Here is a 14,695-nt window from a genome sequence, read left to right on the forward strand (position 1 = left end):
CCCTGCGCCCGTATCTTACCACCATGCTTGCCCGGTTCACTACTGCTTTATTTCGTCCGATTGATATTGCCTGGCTGATTGTTGCGCGTATTGCTGTCGGGTTTTTGCTGGCAATGGAAATGGCTGGCAGCTTAGCCTTGGGTTATATTCGGGAGTATACCGAGCCCCAGTTCCACTTCTCGTACCTGCTTTTTGATTGGCTGCCCGACTGGCCGCCAGCCGTCATGGTGGGGCTGCACCTCGGAGCCGTGGCGGCGGGTATAGCCGTAGCGGCGGGCTGGCGTTTTCGCTTTTCAGCCGTGCTCCTGACACTTTGCTACACGCTGTTGTTTCTGGCTGAGCAAACCCGCTTCATCAACCATTTCTACCTCTATTGCCTCATAGCCGGTATGCTAGCCCTGATGCCAGCACACCGCGCAGCTTCCGCCGACGTGCGCGCGGGCCGGGTGGCCCCCTCTGCTACCACTCCCGCCTGGACCCGCTACCTCTTGCTGTTCCAGATGAGCACTGTTTATCTGTACGCGGGGTTGGCCAAGCTCAACATCGATTGGCTGATGGCTCGTCCGCTAACGGTGTGGCTGGCGCCCAAAGCTAGCTACCCCATCATTGGCCCGCTCTTAGGTAGCAGTGGCCTTCCGTGGGTGATGAGCTATGCGGGAGTGGCTTTCGACCTGCTGGTAGCTCCGCTGCTGCTCTGGCGCCGCACCCGGCCGTGGGCGTTTGCAGCAGCTATGGTTTTTCACCTCTCCAACGTCTTGATATTCGGACTAGGAACGTTCCCGTGGTTTTCACTGCTGATAACGGCCGCTTTATTTTTTCCACCCGACTGGCCTCGTCATACCCCCGGGCTGCGTCGGTGGGTGGCTAACCGCGTTCCGCTGCCGCACCCGGTGGCGGAACCCGTCAGGCCCACTGTGCCACGGTATACGCCAGTTTTGCTGGCTGGGCTGGGCCTGTATGCACTGGTACAGCTGCTGATTCCGTTGCGGCATTTCTTGTACGCCGGTGATGTACACTGGACCGAAGAGGGCCACCACTTTGCCTGGCACATGATGCTGCGCGCTAAGTCCGGCTCCCTTCTGTACCGCGTAGTGTTGCCCGACGGCCGCACCGAAACTGTGGTTCCCACCACGTACCTCACGCCCCGCCAGTACAGCAAACTAGTCGGGCAGCCCGACTGTATTCTGCAGTTTGCTCATTTCATAGCTGCCGAATACGTTCAGCGCGGCCTCGGAAAGGTGGCCGTTTATGCCGACTCCCATGTGCAGCTCAACCGTCGGCCTAGCCGGCCCATTGTGGCGCCTACTACTAACCTGGCCGCCGAGCCCCGCACTCTGCGCCTCTACCCCTGGATTACTCCCGCGCCGCCAATCGAGTAACGAGTTCAGCTGCTCTGGAAGCCCACTTTAGTTGATTGCGGACTGTATGAGTTGCGCTACACCTTGTTGGCTCGGGCACGCAGAAGCATGTCGGCTAGCACGAGGCTGGTCATGGCATCCACGATAGGAACGGCGCGTGGAAGCACGCAAGGGTCGTGGCGGCCACGGCCAGCCAGCATGATTTCCTCGTTCTGGTCGTTGAGTGTTTGCTGGGGCTGCAGGATGGTCGCAACGGGTTTAAAGGCCACGCGGAAATAGATATCCTGTCCGTTGCTGATGCCCCCCTGAATACCTCCGGAGTGGTTGGTGCGGGTGCGTACGGCCCCGGCCTCATCTGTGTAGAATGCGTCGTTGTGCTCCGAGCCGAATAACAGCGTACCCGCAAAGCCAGAGCCGTATTCGAAGCCCTTCACGGCATTTATGCTCAGCATGGCCCGCCCTAGTTCGGAATGCAGCTTATCGAAAACCGGCTCGCCGAGGCCAGCCGGCACCCCTTTCACTACGCCTGTTACTAGACCCCCCACCGTATCCTGCCGGTCCCGGGTCTGCCGAATGAGCGCAGCCATACGCTCTGCCGTTTCGGGATGCGGACAACGCACAGGGTTGCTGTCAATAAGCCCGAGGTCTAGCTGCTCGTACCCCACGGGCACCTGCACCGCCCCTACCTGCGACACGTAGCTCTGCACGATTATGCCGTGTTGGGCCAGAAACTTCTCGGCTATGGCGCCTGCTGCTACCCGGGCCGCCGTTTCGCGGGCCGAGCTGCGGCCACCTCCGCGGTAGTCGCGGCGACCATATTTCTGGTCGTAGGTGTAGTCGGCGTGGGAAGGCCGGTAGGCGTGCTCGATATGGGAATAGTCGTGGCTGGCCTGGTCCTGGTTGCGGATGAAGAGGCTAATGGGCGTACCCGTGGTATGCCCTCCAAATAAGCCAGACTGTATTTCCACCTGATCGGCTTCCTTGCGCGGAGTGGTTAGGTCACTTTGTCCGGGTCGGCGCCGGTCTAGCGCCGCCTGGATGTCGGCAACCTCCACGGCCAGCCCAGCGGGGCAGCCATCTACAATTACCCCAATACCCGGCCCGTGCGACTCGCCGAAGGTGGTGATGCGAAACAGGGTGCCGAAGGAATTGCTCATGGGTAACCAAGTAAAAGAGTAGCTGAGTGGCCGCAAAGGTAACAGCCGCTCTCGCCCAACATACTACTGCCGGAGCTACTATGCCCCTCAATTGCTTTTTCGCCACCACCCCCAAACCGCTACCGCCAGCAAGACAGCCAGGATATAGTTGGCGTAGCGGCGTACATCGGAGTAGGTGTCAAGGGGCTGCAGAGTGTTGTTAGCGTCGAAGAGCTGGTTCTGGTAGAACGGGTCGTCGGAAGGGGCCCGAAAGGTGCTGGCGGTCCGCACCGGGCCACGCACCGTCGGGCGCAATTCGGCGTGTAGCGTGTCATAGCGGCCGGTGGCTGGATCAAAGAATACCAGCCCCAATAGGCTGTCTAGCGGCAATTGCCCCGGCCTACGTGCCACAAAGCGGTAGGTGAATACCTTGCGGCCACCCACGCGGCCCGCTTGCCGGGTTATTTCCTGCCGTATGTCGGGGCCATATACTTCCAAGCCGAGCCGAGCTGGCACGGCCGGTGCGCTGACAGCCGCCAAATTGCCTTCGCCCTCCACCCCAAAACTATACGTGAAGGCCTGCCCTGTTTGAAATGTTGATTTATTGATGGATTCACGCAATTGATAACTCCCAACGGGCACCTGGTCGCGGAGGGGGTGCGGCGGCAGTGGCTTCACTCGGATGGTGCGGGGTGTAGTAAGGTAGGTTTTGTAGCCTTCCAAACGGTTGTCGAGACCCTCAGCGGGGTTTTTAGCTAAGCGGTATTTCACCATGCGCAACGCTACCATCGGAAACACCAGCGGCTCGGCATTCAGCGGATAGTACTCGGCTTCATAAAGACGATAACGCAGAAAAGGCTTGCCCCCCATCGTCACCGATTCCGGCACTATCTCCTGCTCGTTGAAGGGCTCTTCCCACGCGGTGCGTTGCCGGAGTTGCTGCAGAATTTCTGGTAGCTGGCCCGCAAAATTGTAGAAGTCGAGCAGGCCCTGGTCGGCGGGCGTGAGGTAGAAGTACAGGCCCACATGCACGCCTTCCCCCACAAACACGCTGGTTTTGTCGGGCACTACAGCCAGGAAAGCGTTGTCTTTTGGCTCCACGTACTCCTGTGGCTTGGGCTTGCCAAATAGTTTATCAAGCAAGCCGATTCCCTGCAAGCCGCCCGGTGCGGGAGTGGGGGCAGTACCCGCAGCCGGCGCCGGCCCCACTCGCAGGGTAAGGCCTTCCGAGCGCACCGTTAGCCCGTTAATAGTCATGAAGAAGGGTTTTACGCTGTATTCCCCTTCCGCATAGGCGGCGTAGCGCTGCGTAATCCGTAGCTCAGTGGTGGTTTGTCCTTCTACTATGCGCGTGGTCGTGGTGTTGGACTTGCCGCTTTTCTTGAATCCCTCAATATCGGGGAAAGCGGAATAGCGTTCCAGCGCGGCGCCCCGCAGCCGGAAACTAATAGTAAAATACTCGGTGACCGGAAATGCGGCCGGGCCTAACTCCAGTTCTGCCTGCGCTGCTATAGCTCCTGGCACTGGCTTGGGAGGTTGCTGCGCGCTGCTTGGCTGCCACAGAAACGAGCAGCCAACAAAAAGAATAAAGCAGAACAGGTAGCGAAGCATAGAACGGGCGACAGCGCAATCAAAGCTACGCAAAAAGCCCTTTCAGCCGAAAGAATACGGTTTTCTATGCACCCGAGTGCGTTGGTAAGCTCGTCTTTTGTATGGTTGAGGTTAAGGGCAGTGCAAACCCGACAATAAAATTCTGGCTTTCGGCAATCCTCCCAGGCTTGGACGTCGTAAGTGCCTTCCAAATACCCAACAGTATTTCTCGGTAATCTTCAATACACAACTCCCTAAAAGCTGTGTACAGGCTGTTTTTTGCCGAAATTTTCCTTTACCAAAATCATTCCACCACATGTCCAACAATCTCAAAAAGGATAGCGACGAGGCAGCATTTGCCAAGCCGCTTTACGTTCCCATCAAGCGCCGCTCGTTCTTCATGTATGCTGGCGCTACCGCTGGCGCCACTGCCTTGCTTCTCTCTGGTTGCGAAGACGACGATGGTGGTGGAATGACCACTCCCGGCACTGTGAACTTAGGCTCCGGCGACGTTGGAGTATTGAACTACGCCTATGCGTTAGAGCAATTGGAAGCTGCCTTCTATGCTCAAGTGGTAGCCACCCCGTACACAGGCATTTCGACCGATGAGCGTACTGCCTTAACGGCTATTGCCAAGCATGAGGCCATTCACCGCGACTTTTTCAAAGCTGCCATTCCAGCTGCTTCCGCAATTCCGGGCCTGACTCCAAACTTCAGCGCGGTTAACTTCAGTGACCGTAACTCGGTACTGACCACGGCTCGCACGTTTGAAGATTTGGGCGTAGGTGCTTACAACGGCGCAGGTCGTCTGATCGGCGACACTATGGAAGGCAAAAATTATCTGCTATTGGCCGGTAAGATTGTATCAGTAGAAGGTCGTCACGCTGCTTATATCCGCGACCTGCTTACGGCAGGCAGCTTTGCAGGCAGTGATGTTGTAAACGCTCAGGGTCTCGACCAGGCGCTCACGCCGGCCGTAGTACTGGCCGCCGCTCAGCCCTTCATTCGGGAAACCATCAACGGCAGCAACATCGGCAGCTAATTCACCTTCTCACAACTGACTTCTCTTTCGTATGAATCTGTTCAATATAATCTCCGAGTTGGAAAAGGTGGATCCAGAAATTATGGACCGCCTCACGCACCGCCGCAGCGCTTTGACTGCGCTCGGTGATATCAGCAAAAAGATGGCCTTGGCTGCTGCACCCATTGCAATTGGCTCCGCTTTCAACAAAGCAGTTGGCCAGCAAACGCTTGGTGATGCGAATGCCGTTTTAAACTATGCGTTGCTGTTAGAGCGCTTGGAGTACGACTTCTACGTGCAGGCGCTGGCCGCTCCTACCCTAGCCGCGACGTTGACTGGTGCTGATCGGACGGCTATTACGGTTATCCGAGACCATGAGAATGCCCACCGTACGCTGCTTGCAGCCGCCCTCGGTGCAAATGCAGCACCAGCTCCCTCTCGCTTCGACTTCGGTAACGCATTCGCCACATACGGAAGCTTCCTCACATTTGCTCAGGCGTTTGAAGATGCAGGGGTACGGGCTTACAAAGGTCAAGCAACTAACATTCCGCGTACGCTTAACCCAACTGTGGGCGGCAACGTTGTAAACGTACTGACTGTTGCCCTTCAGATACACTCGGTGGAAGCCCGCCACGCCGCCCACGTGCGCGTTATGCGCCGCGCTCCTGCGGCTGGGAGCCAGACGATCTTCCCATGGATCATTAACGGTGATGCCAACGGCGCTCCGGCTCCTGTATATGGCGCTGGCAACCCAGTAGCTACATTCCCTGCTGAGGGCAACCTATCTCAAGGTGGTATCATGAGTCTTGCTACGGGCCTCGGTGCTACGTACACGGCCGAAGATGTAAGCGCAGCCTTTGATGAAGGCCTCGACAACACCACGGTTGTAGGAATTGCTGGTCCCTACGTTAGAGCATAAGCCAACCAAACCAGAGCTTCTCTGCTCACTAATAAAAAGGCGTCTCCATCTTGGGGACGCCTTTTTCATGCAACCTAACTCATGGTTAGAGCATCCCATTAGAACGAGTTATCTTTGTTGCATTCCAAGCCGAGTTTGCTGCGGCATTGCTTTCTGATTGTCTGTTTATGTCAACCTTATTTCTGGCGCGTGCCATGCAGCGCCGCTCTTTCTTTCGGGTGGCGGGGGCCACAGTAGCAGCCTCCACCCTGGTGCTGGCTGGCTGCGGTGATGACCCAGACCCAGCTCCAGCCCCCGTAGATAACGGCTTGGCACTTGTCGGCTTTGATGCAAACCGTAACCCTATTGACGATGGGCTACTGAACTACGCTTATTTGCTGGAGCAATTGGAGGCGGCCTTCTACCAGAAAGTGGTGGCCGCGCCACCGGCTGACTTACTGCCTGGCGAATTGGGGTACCTCACCGATTTGCGTGACCATGAGCTTATCCACCGCGAGTATCTGAAAACGATACTAGGTAGCAGAGCATATGATGCGACTCTGAGCACTCCGTTGGAGTTCAACTTCTCTACCTTCACGCTTACCACGCGGGTGGGCGTCTGGACGGCAGCTCGGCAGTTGGAAGACATTGGCGTGGCAGCCTACAACGGTGCCGGAAAATTGCTTGTGCAAAAATACAACCTAATAGCCTTAAGTAAAATTGCCTCAGTCGAGGCCCGGCATGCAGCGTTGGCGCACGAGCTTTTACAATCTGACTCCTTCGCCTCTACCGTAGGCGCCGATGGGCTAGACGACGCTAAAACTCCGGTTGAGGTTTTAGCTCTGCTGGAACCTTACCTTCCCATTAAAGTATCTGCGGCAGACTTGTCGACCACCTAAGGCTTGCTGGCTACTATGAATATTCTGAAGCTTCTGGCCGATCTGGCCGCTACCCCTACCACTCAATTCGAGAACAGCACCCCCCGGCGTGAGGCGCTCGGCGAACTGCGTCGTATCGGAGCGAAAACCCTGGCCGCTGCGCTGCCCTTGGGGTTGGGTGCTCTGCCCACCCAGGCCCGCACTACCCGCACCATCCTCGACTCGCTGCAGCTGGCTCTACAGCTAGAACGCCTGCAATCTGCGTTCTACACCCGCGCTCTAACTGCGCCCGCCTCGTTTTTTCCAGCTGATGGCAGCATTCGTGCTTCTATTGTGAAAATGCAGGCGCACCAGCAGCAACACGTGGCGCTGCTGACACGCCTTATTTCTTCCAACGCGGCTATACCAGCACTGCCTACCTACGATTTTACGGGCAGCAAAAACAACACCCAGCCGGCACTCTTCCCCAACGTGTTCAGCAATTTCGACCAGTTTCTGACGTTAGCGCAACTCCTGGAAGACACCGGCGTGCGAGCCTACAAAGCGCAAGTGGAATTTCTGACGGCCGATAACTACACGCTGCAAACTGCGCTACAGCTTCACTCCACCGAGGCGCGCCACGCAGCCCGTATCCGCACAATCCGGCGGCAGCGCGCGGCGGTAGTTAAGCCTTGGCCCAGCCCGACGGATGCTTCCATTACGGTAGCCGGCAAAACCGACGTGGTGTACGCCACAGAGCACGCTACCACGCAAGTGATTTATCAGGCCCCCACCTCGACGGGTGCAGCAGGAACCTACAAGCCGGTACCCTTCCGGCTGCTGCCAATTGGCTCTGGAATGGAGCTGTTGACAGTAAGCGTACCGGAGGCTTTCGACGAGCCCTTATCGGCTGAAGAGGCGGAAGCACTGCTGGGCTTGTTTACCTATTAAGCAGCGTTAGCCGGCGCAAATACGGTTAACTCCCACTTTATTTAAAAAAGGAATGGCATCCGCTATTCCTTTTTTTGTGAGTGAAGGGCACTATATAGATACATTGTTGTTTAGCCAAGTACCTCAATATCCAAATCTTACACCAGTAAATACAACCAGCCTTTTTATCTTCAAAGTACCAACTTCCTCCTTCCATCAACGTTCCACTCGGCCGGCGCGCACCCTTTTTTCGGCGTTCCGTATACAGCTCTACTGATGCTCCTTCCACCCACAAAAACACCCATAATAATTAGCTTACTCCTATGTTGGAATACGCAAAAACCATCCTGCTCAAGGTGAGCTTTGATAAGATCCTATTTGAAAAAGAGCTCCGCAAAGCTCTTCGCATGCTGGTACCAGCTGAGTTAGCTCAATTTCGCGTGTGGTGCTACGAACAGTTCTCTCGCATCTACCACCGCATCCTGAACCGCGTGTTCAGCCAACCCGCACTCTAAACTGAGAGACGAAAGAGGGAGGCCCCTGGCAGAGAATAAAACAGCGTGAATCTGTTTTATTCTCTGCCAGGGGCCTCCCTCTTTCCAGTGGGCTTTCTTTCACTATCCACTACATACCCCTGGTGAGCGGTGCTATTGCTAAGCTTGTTGCTCCCTAAGTACAGAGCACAACGCTCTTTGCTATCCTGTCTATCTAGTCATTCACGGCGTTAGCTCTCGTTGAGCGGCGGCTTATCCCCCGTCACGAAGCGAATATTGCGCTGCAAGCCGACGTATCCTGTCCGTTTTACTGCCGACTGCCGAAACAGCTCCGAAAACAGTTCGTGCGTGATTTCCTGCCAATCGGTAGCCTTGAGGTCTTTCAAGCCAGGATGGGGATTAAACTGCGGCTCTTGGTGGGGCTTAGCAAAACGGTTCCACGGGCAGACGTCTTGGCAAATGTCGCAGCCGAACACCCAGTTGCCGAATTTACCTTCCACCTCCCGCGGAATCTGGTCTTTCAACTCGATAGTGAAGTAGCTGATGCACTTGCTACCATCTACCACGTAAGGCTCGGTGATGGCGCCGGTGGGGCAGGCATCCACGCATTTGGTGCAGGTGCCGCAGTAGTCCTTAATAGGGCCGTCGTAGTCGAGCTCCACGTCCACAATCAGCTCGGCAATGAAGTAAAACGAGCCCGCGCCGGGTGTAATCAGGTTGGTGTTCTTGCCCATCCAGCCAGCCCCGCTGCGCTTGGCCCAGGCCTTGTCCATCACCGGCGCTGAATCGACAAACACCCGGCCGCCCACTTCTCCTATTTCCTCCTGCATGGCTGCCAGCAGCGTTTTCAGCTTGTCCTTGATGACGAAGTGATAGTCGCGGCCGTAGGCGTACTTGCTGACTTTAAGTGTGTCGTCGAACTGCTGGGCTTCCTGGGGCGGGTAGTAGTTGAGCAGCAGCGAAATCACCGATTTGGCCCCATCCACGAGCAAGCGCGGGTCGAGACGCTTATCGAAGTGGTTGGCCATGTAGCCCATCTGGCCGTGCATATTGCGGTTCAGCCAGTTTTCGAGGCGCGGTGCTTCTTCCTCTAGAAACTCGGCCTTGGAAATACCGCAGTACATGAAGCCCAGCTCCGCCGCGCGTTGCTTGATAAAGGCAGTATAGTGAGCGGTAGGGAGCATGAGCAGAAAGCACCAAAAGTAATTACATGGCAGCTACAAGACAGACTACCCAAGTAATTTCAAAGTTCACTCGAAAAATGAAAGCCCTACCGGCAGTGGAGTTTACTGGATAAATGCTGTGGCGCCAATAGGCTGTTGACAGCTGTTTTCAATATAATTTCAACTACCACACGCTATAAAATAAGTGGGCAACCCATTTATAATCTGCGGGGTATCGTCAGTTCCCTCAAAGAATATATGGTCGCCAAGGTCTTTATTTGCTTGCTGATTATGTGCCTTCATCAGGAACTCCAAGACTGTAAATTTTTCTCCGTCATTGGCTGCCAGCGTTGCCAAGATTTCAACCTGATGCATTTCTTCTTCAGGTTCTTCTTCAAAAACCTGCTTGTCTTCATCGATTAGCGTTTCGTTTTCCAGCAAGTCTGATGGCTGTTTCACCCATGCCATATATTGAACTTGTAATTCTGGAACAGCAAATACAACGGTGTTAGGTTCCCAATGATTATCCTTCTGATAGATTGCTAGTTGATGCGCCACTACATCTTGATTGAATCTTGCTGAGTCAGTATAGAGTTCTTTGGTAAAGCGCCAAGCAATACGGTTCAGTGCCATGGTTCGTTCGTTCTTGTTAATAGACTTTTCTTAATAATGTCGCCAGGAACGAAACCAGTAGGCGTTTTTCGCTCAGTTACAGATTGTCGGCTATATGATTCGCGTCCAAAACGAAAGTGGCGAAAAGTAGCTTCATTCACTACTTCTCGCCACTACGGTTGCTGGACTAAAATCTGTAATTACTAGCTGAACAGCTCACCAGTGTTGCCACGCAGGTGCTGAGGCATGAGCTTGCCGAGGTGCTGATAGGCATGCTCGGTGGCTTCGCGGCCGCGGCTCGTGCGCTTGATGTAACCTTCCTGAATCAGGAACGGCTCGTACACTTCCTCAATGGTCTCGGCTTCCTCGCCGCAGGCCGTGGCAATGGTGCTCAAGCCCACCGGACCACCTTTGAACTTGTCGATGATGGTGGTAAGGATACGCTTGTCCATGTCGTCGAGGCCGCGGGCATCTACGTCGAGGGCGTTTAGGGCAAACTGGGCTATTTCCACCGTAATGGTGCCGTTGCCTTTAATTTGGGCGAAGTCGCGAGTGCGGCGCAGTAGGTTGTTGGCGATACGTGGCGTACCGCGCGAGCGGCGGGCAATTTCGTAAGCCGCATCCTCATGAATAGGTGTGCCTAGGATTTCAGCCGAGCGCTGCACAATGCTGGTCAGCAGCTTAGAGTCATAGTATTCCAGGCGCGAGCTAATACCGAAACGGGCCCGTAGTGGCGACGTGAGCATGCCGGAACGGGTGGTGGCACCAATCAGCGTGAAGGGCGACAACGTAATCTGCACCGAACGCGCATTCGGACCCGAATCGAGCATGATATCGATGCGGTAATCCTCCATAGCCGAGTACAGGTATTCTTCCACCACCGGGTTGAGGCGGTGAATTTCGTCGATGAAGAGCACATCGTGCGGCTCGAGGTTGGTAAGCAGGCCAGCTAGGTCAGATGGCTTGTCGAGCACCGGGCCGCTGGTCATCTTGATGCCGGATTCCAGCTCGTTGGCAATGATGTGAGAAAGCGTGGTTTTGCCGAGGCCGGGAGGCCCATGCAGCAGTACGTGGTCGAGGGCATCGCCACGGCGTTTGGCCGCGGCCACAAACACTTTCAGGTTCTCCACTACCTTGTCCTGGCCGGCAAAGTCGTCGAATGAAAGCGGGCGGAGGGCCTTATCAATGTCTTTTTCGGAGGCGTCCATGTGGTCGTTGGCGCCGGTGAGATAGTTTTCGCGCATAGCAGCCGAAAGAAAGGTTGGTATCGGCAAGGTAACACCCTAAGGAGGTAAAATGTCCCTTTTTTAGCAAAAAACATTGAAATGCCCTATACTACTAATTACATTAGCAAAAGACCCGTGCATTTATTCGGTTTGTATACTGCTCTAACGGCCGTAACACCAAGCAGGAAGTGGCGTTGCAAGGCGTAGCACGCCATTTATTAGGAACGAGAAACACAAATGCCACTTATTTGTAAAGCTTGAAACGCTATGTGGCAGCGTCGGCGTCTGTAACTTGCAGCCTCAAATTGCCTTGCTGCCGAATGCCTTCTACTTCCTCCAACGACTGGCTCCAAACGCTTCCTGCCGATTTCTACGACCAATTGGCGCGTTGCCTTTCCCTGCATGGCATGGTCTGCGTGGAGCTTCTAAGCCGTTCCCAGGAGGAACTCCCTCGCCAAGTGGCCGCTCTTACAGATCTTACGCTTGCACGGGTAAACGAGCTGAATACCATTGCCAGCCACGAACAGCTACTGCTGGCATTAGAAGAGCAGCCTCGCGCTTTGTACAACTTACTGCTCGTAGGCCGCCTCGCGCTGGATACGACGCTGGCGGAACCGGTTTTGGCTTATGTGAGACGTCAGATGGACATTGGCATTGCGCAGATGCAGCAGCTGAAAACCTATTGCCAGGAACTGAGCGGCGCGTTTTTGCTTACGCTAGAGCAGCACTTGCCCCCTGCGTGGCAACTAGGGCTGCACCGGCTGCGGGTGGAAGAGCTGTTTCATGCTTATGTGGCCAAGCACCCTGTCATGCCGCCTCTGGCCGCTACCATCCGCTTTTCAGAGGCGCAGTTGCAGATGGTGCGGTTGGCGCTATTGCTGGTACACTCGCTCCCCGAAGCTGGCGACCATGCTTTCCTGCGAGCCGTGGCCGCTCTACCCAGCTTGCAACCAACTGCTCTGGAACCTATGATTGGCCGCTTGGGTGAGTTGCAGGCCGCTGAAGAACTGCCGCTGAGCATGCCGGAGCTAGTACAGCTCTATCAGGCAATGCAAGTGTGCGGCATGGTATTCGTTTCGGAAGTGCTAGAACGGCTCGGACTAGAAAGCCTATTCCCGGCACGGCCAGCCGAGGAAAACGCTACAGCCGCGCCTAGCCACCGACAGGCGGTAGGCGAAATGGTGAGCGGCTTTACCCGTTGGGTGCAGCATACATTTCCGCAAGAACCCGCATTGCTAACTGCTCGCCAGCAAGTATTAGCCCTGGCCGATGCACTGTAATCGGTGGCCCGGCGCGGTTGTTATTCCGCCGTCAGTAGGAAATTGCGTGCGTTAGTTGAACGACTTTCACTCAGATTCCTTCCGCGTTGGAATGACTGCTACTGTTAGGACTGATTGCTGGCAAGCAGTACCACTTCAATTTCCAGGTGCAGCCACTCGTCTTCCCAGGCTTTGTGGTTGAGGCGGGCTTCAAGTGGAAAGCCCGCGTCTAGGAGCCGGGCCACGGTCTCGTTGCGCCCTTCGGGCAGGTAGCCCAGCCAAAAGGGCTCGGGGTCAGCGGTCAGGACCCGGACCGCCCAATCATCGTAGGTGCTGTCGGCTTCACGAGTGAGTACTAAGCGCTGTCCTAGTTGCAGGTGTGGCTCGTATTCGGACAGGCCCGAGCGGTGGGTGGTACCGGCTACGAGGCATTCAAGCAGAACGAGGGCAGAGGAGTCGGGAGCGGCCATAGAAACGGAGCTGTTGAACCGTAAAGTAAAGAAGTAGCCAGCAGCTTCGTAGTAGCTAGCTGAAATTCTTCGGCCAAGTAGCTTGCCGAACCGTATTTCCTCGACTACACGCTGGCTTGGCTGGCTTCGGGCAGTTGTTATTTGTCACCTAAGAATATCTATGTACAGTAAAGCAGAAGCCTCCCAGATTCGGCAGGCCTTTTGGACCACCTTCGGCCAATACATGGCCCCCGTACCCTCGGCCGAAGGACTCCCGACCAACTGGATTAACTACAAAACCGGCCTCAAGCACGTGTATTTTCGGCTGCACGCCGATGTGCGGCTGGCTTCCATTGGCATTGAGCTAACTCACCCTGACCCTGAAATCCGGGAGTTGTTTTTCGAGCAGTTCAAGGAGCTTCAAACCATGCTGCACGAAACAGTGGGCGAAACCTGGCAATGGGAACTGCACGCCGAAGATGCCAACGGCCAACCGCTCAGCCGCATCTATCAGGAACTGCAGCCAGCCAACCTGTTCAACCGCGACGACTGGCCCCGGCTCATCTCGTTTTTCAAGCCACGTCTCGTTGCTCTCGATGAGTTTTGGAGCACCGCGCAGTATGCTTTCGATGAGCTACGGTAGGTAAGGCAATGCGAACTGAAAAAAGCTACCTCCAAGACGGGAGCAGCCTTTTTCATGCATTGAAATCTGCTGGTTATGTAATGGCTTAGGTCTGGTCGCCGCCCGGGCCTTTGCTGGTGTGCGATGCTTGAGCACTAGGCGTACGCAACTGAGGCTCACGGCTTTGAGCAGCGCCCATTGTGCCGCTTTGAGCAGCGCCCATTGTGCCGCCTTGGTCATTGTCGGAGCTGCTGTCTACTTCATCGAGGTTGTGGTAGCGGCCGCCGTCGCCGTCTATGGTTTTGGCAATACCGTCGGACGAGCCGGTTTCAGCTTCACTATCAGGAGTAAAGTTATTGTCGCTAGAGTAGGTACGTTCGTGGTGCTTTAGGCTTTGGTTGGGCCACCCTGGCGCATCTCGTTGTCTTCGTTGGGGTACTGCTCTTTATCATGCTCGCGGCGTTATTGCCGCCGCGACTCGGCATTTTCATGCGGCTGATTGATCGTTGTTCATAGCGTTGAGGTAGATTACTGGATGTCAGATGTATACGAACCAAAAACCCCTCATGGCTACAGGAAGATTTCCTACATATAGATCAACAAGGCTTGATTTTTAGTGACAGCGTCCTGTACAAATTGCTTTAACTCCTTGAAAGTAGTTACCAGCCATTCCACTATTTCCTCCGGCTTTTCCTCCTTACTCCATTCCAGCGGATATATTTCCAGCTCGTCCATTGCTGCGCTGTTATAGCGTGACTTGAACTCTGACTCAGACAAACTATACAGCGCAGCAGCAAAGCGGCTGACTTCGGCACTGGCTAGTCCGCGCGCGGGGCCGTATCCCAGGTCGTGGTCTTCCTCATTGCCGATTATCTCGCCGCCATCCAGTAAATACGCAAACGGCTCCGGCCCCTCCCAGTCCGAGCCTGTCAGCATGAAGTGTAGTCCGTGCCATGCTTTGTCCAGATCTAACTCCTGAGTGGCAGGCACTGAGTTATCCACGAAATCCAGTATTGAATCAGGCTCATTTAGGAACTCACGTAGCTGCTTATCACTCACTTTTCTGAGTGTCATGGTCAT

General features: G+C 55.3%; 15 protein-coding genes. 8 read left to right on the forward strand and 7 right to left on the reverse strand.

All coding sequences use genetic code 11. From position 1 onward, the window contains the following. Positions 1-23: 23 nt before the first annotated feature. Complete coding sequence (locus MTX78_RS18605; RefSeq protein ID WP_243797330.1) at positions 24-1,379, forward strand: HTTM domain-containing protein; 1,356 nt, start codon at positions 24-26, stop codon at positions 1,377-1,379. Positions 1,380-1,435: 56 nt separating this feature from the next. Here MTX78_RS18605 and aroC read toward each other — a convergent pair whose 3' ends face one another. Together aroC and MTX78_RS18615 are read right to left on the reverse strand one after the other, a co-directional pair. After that, on the reverse strand, positions 1,436-2,515 hold the full coding sequence (gene aroC, locus MTX78_RS18610) for a chorismate synthase (RefSeq protein ID WP_243797332.1): 1,080 nt from the start codon (positions 2,513-2,515) through the stop codon (positions 1,436-1,438). Between the two features lie 87 nt (positions 2,516-2,602). Continuing rightward, the gene (locus MTX78_RS18615) at positions 2,603-4,105 is read right to left on the reverse strand and encodes a BatD family protein (protein ID WP_243797334.1); all 1,503 of its coding nucleotides are present in this window, start codon (positions 4,103-4,105) and stop codon (positions 2,603-2,605) included. Positions 4,106-4,400: 295 nt separating this feature from the next. Between MTX78_RS18615 and MTX78_RS18620 the strand changes: the two genes are divergently transcribed. From MTX78_RS18620 to MTX78_RS18640, 5 genes are all read left to right on the forward strand, one after another. After that, positions 4,401-5,126 (forward strand): ferritin-like domain-containing protein, encoded by a 726-nt coding sequence (locus tag MTX78_RS18620; RefSeq protein ID WP_243797335.1) that lies wholly within the window; start codon positions 4,401-4,403, stop codon positions 5,124-5,126. 31 nt (positions 5,127-5,157) lie between these two features. Further along, a complete protein-coding gene (locus tag MTX78_RS18625; protein WP_243797337.1) occupies positions 5,158-6,024 on the forward strand; it encodes a ferritin-like domain-containing protein in 867 nt (288 codons plus the stop codon). Between the two features lie 167 nt (positions 6,025-6,191). Beyond that, complete coding sequence (locus tag MTX78_RS18630; protein ID WP_243797339.1) at positions 6,192-6,902, forward strand: ferritin-like domain-containing protein; 711 nt, start codon at positions 6,192-6,194, stop codon at positions 6,900-6,902. Between the two features lie 15 nt (positions 6,903-6,917). Beyond that, the gene (locus MTX78_RS18635; protein ID WP_243797340.1) at positions 6,918-7,811 is read left to right on the forward strand and encodes a ferritin-like domain-containing protein; all 894 of its coding nucleotides are present in this window, start codon (positions 6,918-6,920) and stop codon (positions 7,809-7,811) included. Between the two features lie 302 nt (positions 7,812-8,113). Continuing rightward, a complete protein-coding gene (locus MTX78_RS18640) occupies positions 8,114-8,305 on the forward strand; it encodes a hypothetical protein (RefSeq protein ID WP_243797342.1) in 192 nt (63 codons plus the stop codon). A gap of 209 nt (positions 8,306-8,514) precedes the next feature. Here the strand turns inward: MTX78_RS18640 and queG are convergent, their stop codons facing one another. The 3 genes from queG to ruvB all read right to left on the reverse strand — a co-directional run bounded on the left by queG (position 8,515) and on the right by ruvB (position 11,303). Continuing rightward, positions 8,515-9,468 (reverse strand): tRNA epoxyqueuosine(34) reductase QueG, encoded by a 954-nt coding sequence (gene queG / locus MTX78_RS18645; RefSeq protein WP_243797343.1) that lies wholly within the window; start codon positions 9,466-9,468, stop codon positions 8,515-8,517. 159 nt (positions 9,469-9,627) lie between these two features. Next, a complete protein-coding gene (locus MTX78_RS18650; protein WP_243797345.1) occupies positions 9,628-10,080 on the reverse strand; it encodes a hypothetical protein in 453 nt (150 codons plus the stop codon). A gap of 182 nt (positions 10,081-10,262) precedes the next feature. Continuing rightward, complete coding sequence (ruvB, locus tag MTX78_RS18655; protein WP_243797347.1) at positions 10,263-11,303, reverse strand: Holliday junction branch migration DNA helicase RuvB; 1,041 nt, start codon at positions 11,301-11,303, stop codon at positions 10,263-10,265. Between the two features lie 302 nt (positions 11,304-11,605). On the opposite strand from ruvB, the gene MTX78_RS18660 reads away from it, so the two are divergent. Further along, entirely contained in the window at positions 11,606-12,565 is a 960-nt protein-coding gene (locus MTX78_RS18660) for a hypothetical protein (protein WP_243797348.1), read from the forward strand. Positions 12,566-12,669: 104 nt separating this feature from the next. On the opposite strand, the gene MTX78_RS18665 is transcribed toward MTX78_RS18660, so the two are convergent. Further along, a complete protein-coding gene (locus tag MTX78_RS18665; protein WP_243797350.1) occupies positions 12,670-13,014 on the reverse strand; it encodes an HIRAN domain-containing protein in 345 nt (114 codons plus the stop codon). A gap of 160 nt (positions 13,015-13,174) precedes the next feature. Here MTX78_RS18665 and MTX78_RS18670 point away from each other — a divergent pair, with 160 nt between their 5' ends. Next, positions 13,175-13,636, forward strand: a complete 462-nt coding sequence (locus tag MTX78_RS18670; protein WP_243797352.1) for a DUF4268 domain-containing protein — start codon at positions 13,175-13,177, stop codon at positions 13,634-13,636. A 564-nt stretch (positions 13,637-14,200) separates the two neighbouring features. On the opposite strand, the gene MTX78_RS18675 is transcribed toward MTX78_RS18670, so the two are convergent. After that, on the reverse strand, positions 14,201-14,689 hold the full coding sequence (locus MTX78_RS18675; protein ID WP_243797354.1) for a YfbM family protein: 489 nt from the start codon (positions 14,687-14,689) through the stop codon (positions 14,201-14,203). Positions 14,690-14,695 lie beyond the last annotated feature (6 nt).

Source organism: Hymenobacter tibetensis, assembly GCF_022827545.1.
In the GTDB taxonomy this organism is placed as follows: Bacteria; Bacteroidota; Bacteroidia; order Cytophagales; family Hymenobacteraceae; genus Hymenobacter; species Hymenobacter tibetensis.

Coding starts and splice junctions, on each gene's coding strand:
- MTX78_RS18605 (WP_243797330.1), top strand. CDS start 24: ATGCTTGCCCGGTTCACTACTGCTTTATTTCGTCCGATTGATATTGCC.
- aroC (WP_243797332.1), bottom strand. CDS start 2,515: ATGAGCAATTCCTTCGGCACCCTGTTTCGCATCACCACCTTCGGCGAG.
- MTX78_RS18615 (WP_243797334.1), bottom strand. CDS start 4,105: ATGCTTCGCTACCTGTTCTGCTTTATTCTTTTTGTTGGCTGCTCGTTT.
- MTX78_RS18620 (WP_243797335.1), top strand. CDS start 4,401: ATGTCCAACAATCTCAAAAAGGATAGCGACGAGGCAGCATTTGCCAAG.
- MTX78_RS18625 (WP_243797337.1), top strand. CDS start 5,158: ATGAATCTGTTCAATATAATCTCCGAGTTGGAAAAGGTGGATCCAGAA.
- MTX78_RS18630 (WP_243797339.1), top strand. CDS start 6,192: ATGTCAACCTTATTTCTGGCGCGTGCCATGCAGCGCCGCTCTTTCTTT.
- MTX78_RS18635 (WP_243797340.1), top strand. CDS start 6,918: ATGAATATTCTGAAGCTTCTGGCCGATCTGGCCGCTACCCCTACCACT.
- MTX78_RS18640 (WP_243797342.1), top strand. CDS start 8,114: ATGTTGGAATACGCAAAAACCATCCTGCTCAAGGTGAGCTTTGATAAG.
- queG (WP_243797343.1), bottom strand. CDS start 9,468: ATGCTCCCTACCGCTCACTATACTGCCTTTATCAAGCAACGCGCGGCG.
- MTX78_RS18650 (WP_243797345.1), bottom strand. CDS start 10,080: ATGGCACTGAACCGTATTGCTTGGCGCTTTACCAAAGAACTCTATACT.
- ruvB (WP_243797347.1), bottom strand. CDS start 11,303: ATGCGCGAAAACTATCTCACCGGCGCCAACGACCACATGGACGCCTCC.
- MTX78_RS18660 (WP_243797348.1), top strand. CDS start 11,606: ATGCCTTCTACTTCCTCCAACGACTGGCTCCAAACGCTTCCTGCCGAT.
- MTX78_RS18665 (WP_243797350.1), bottom strand. CDS start 13,014: ATGGCCGCTCCCGACTCCTCTGCCCTCGTTCTGCTTGAATGCCTCGTA.
- MTX78_RS18670 (WP_243797352.1), top strand. CDS start 13,175: ATGTACAGTAAAGCAGAAGCCTCCCAGATTCGGCAGGCCTTTTGGACC.
- MTX78_RS18675 (WP_243797354.1), bottom strand. CDS start 14,689: ATGACACTCAGAAAAGTGAGTGATAAGCAGCTACGTGAGTTCCTAAAT.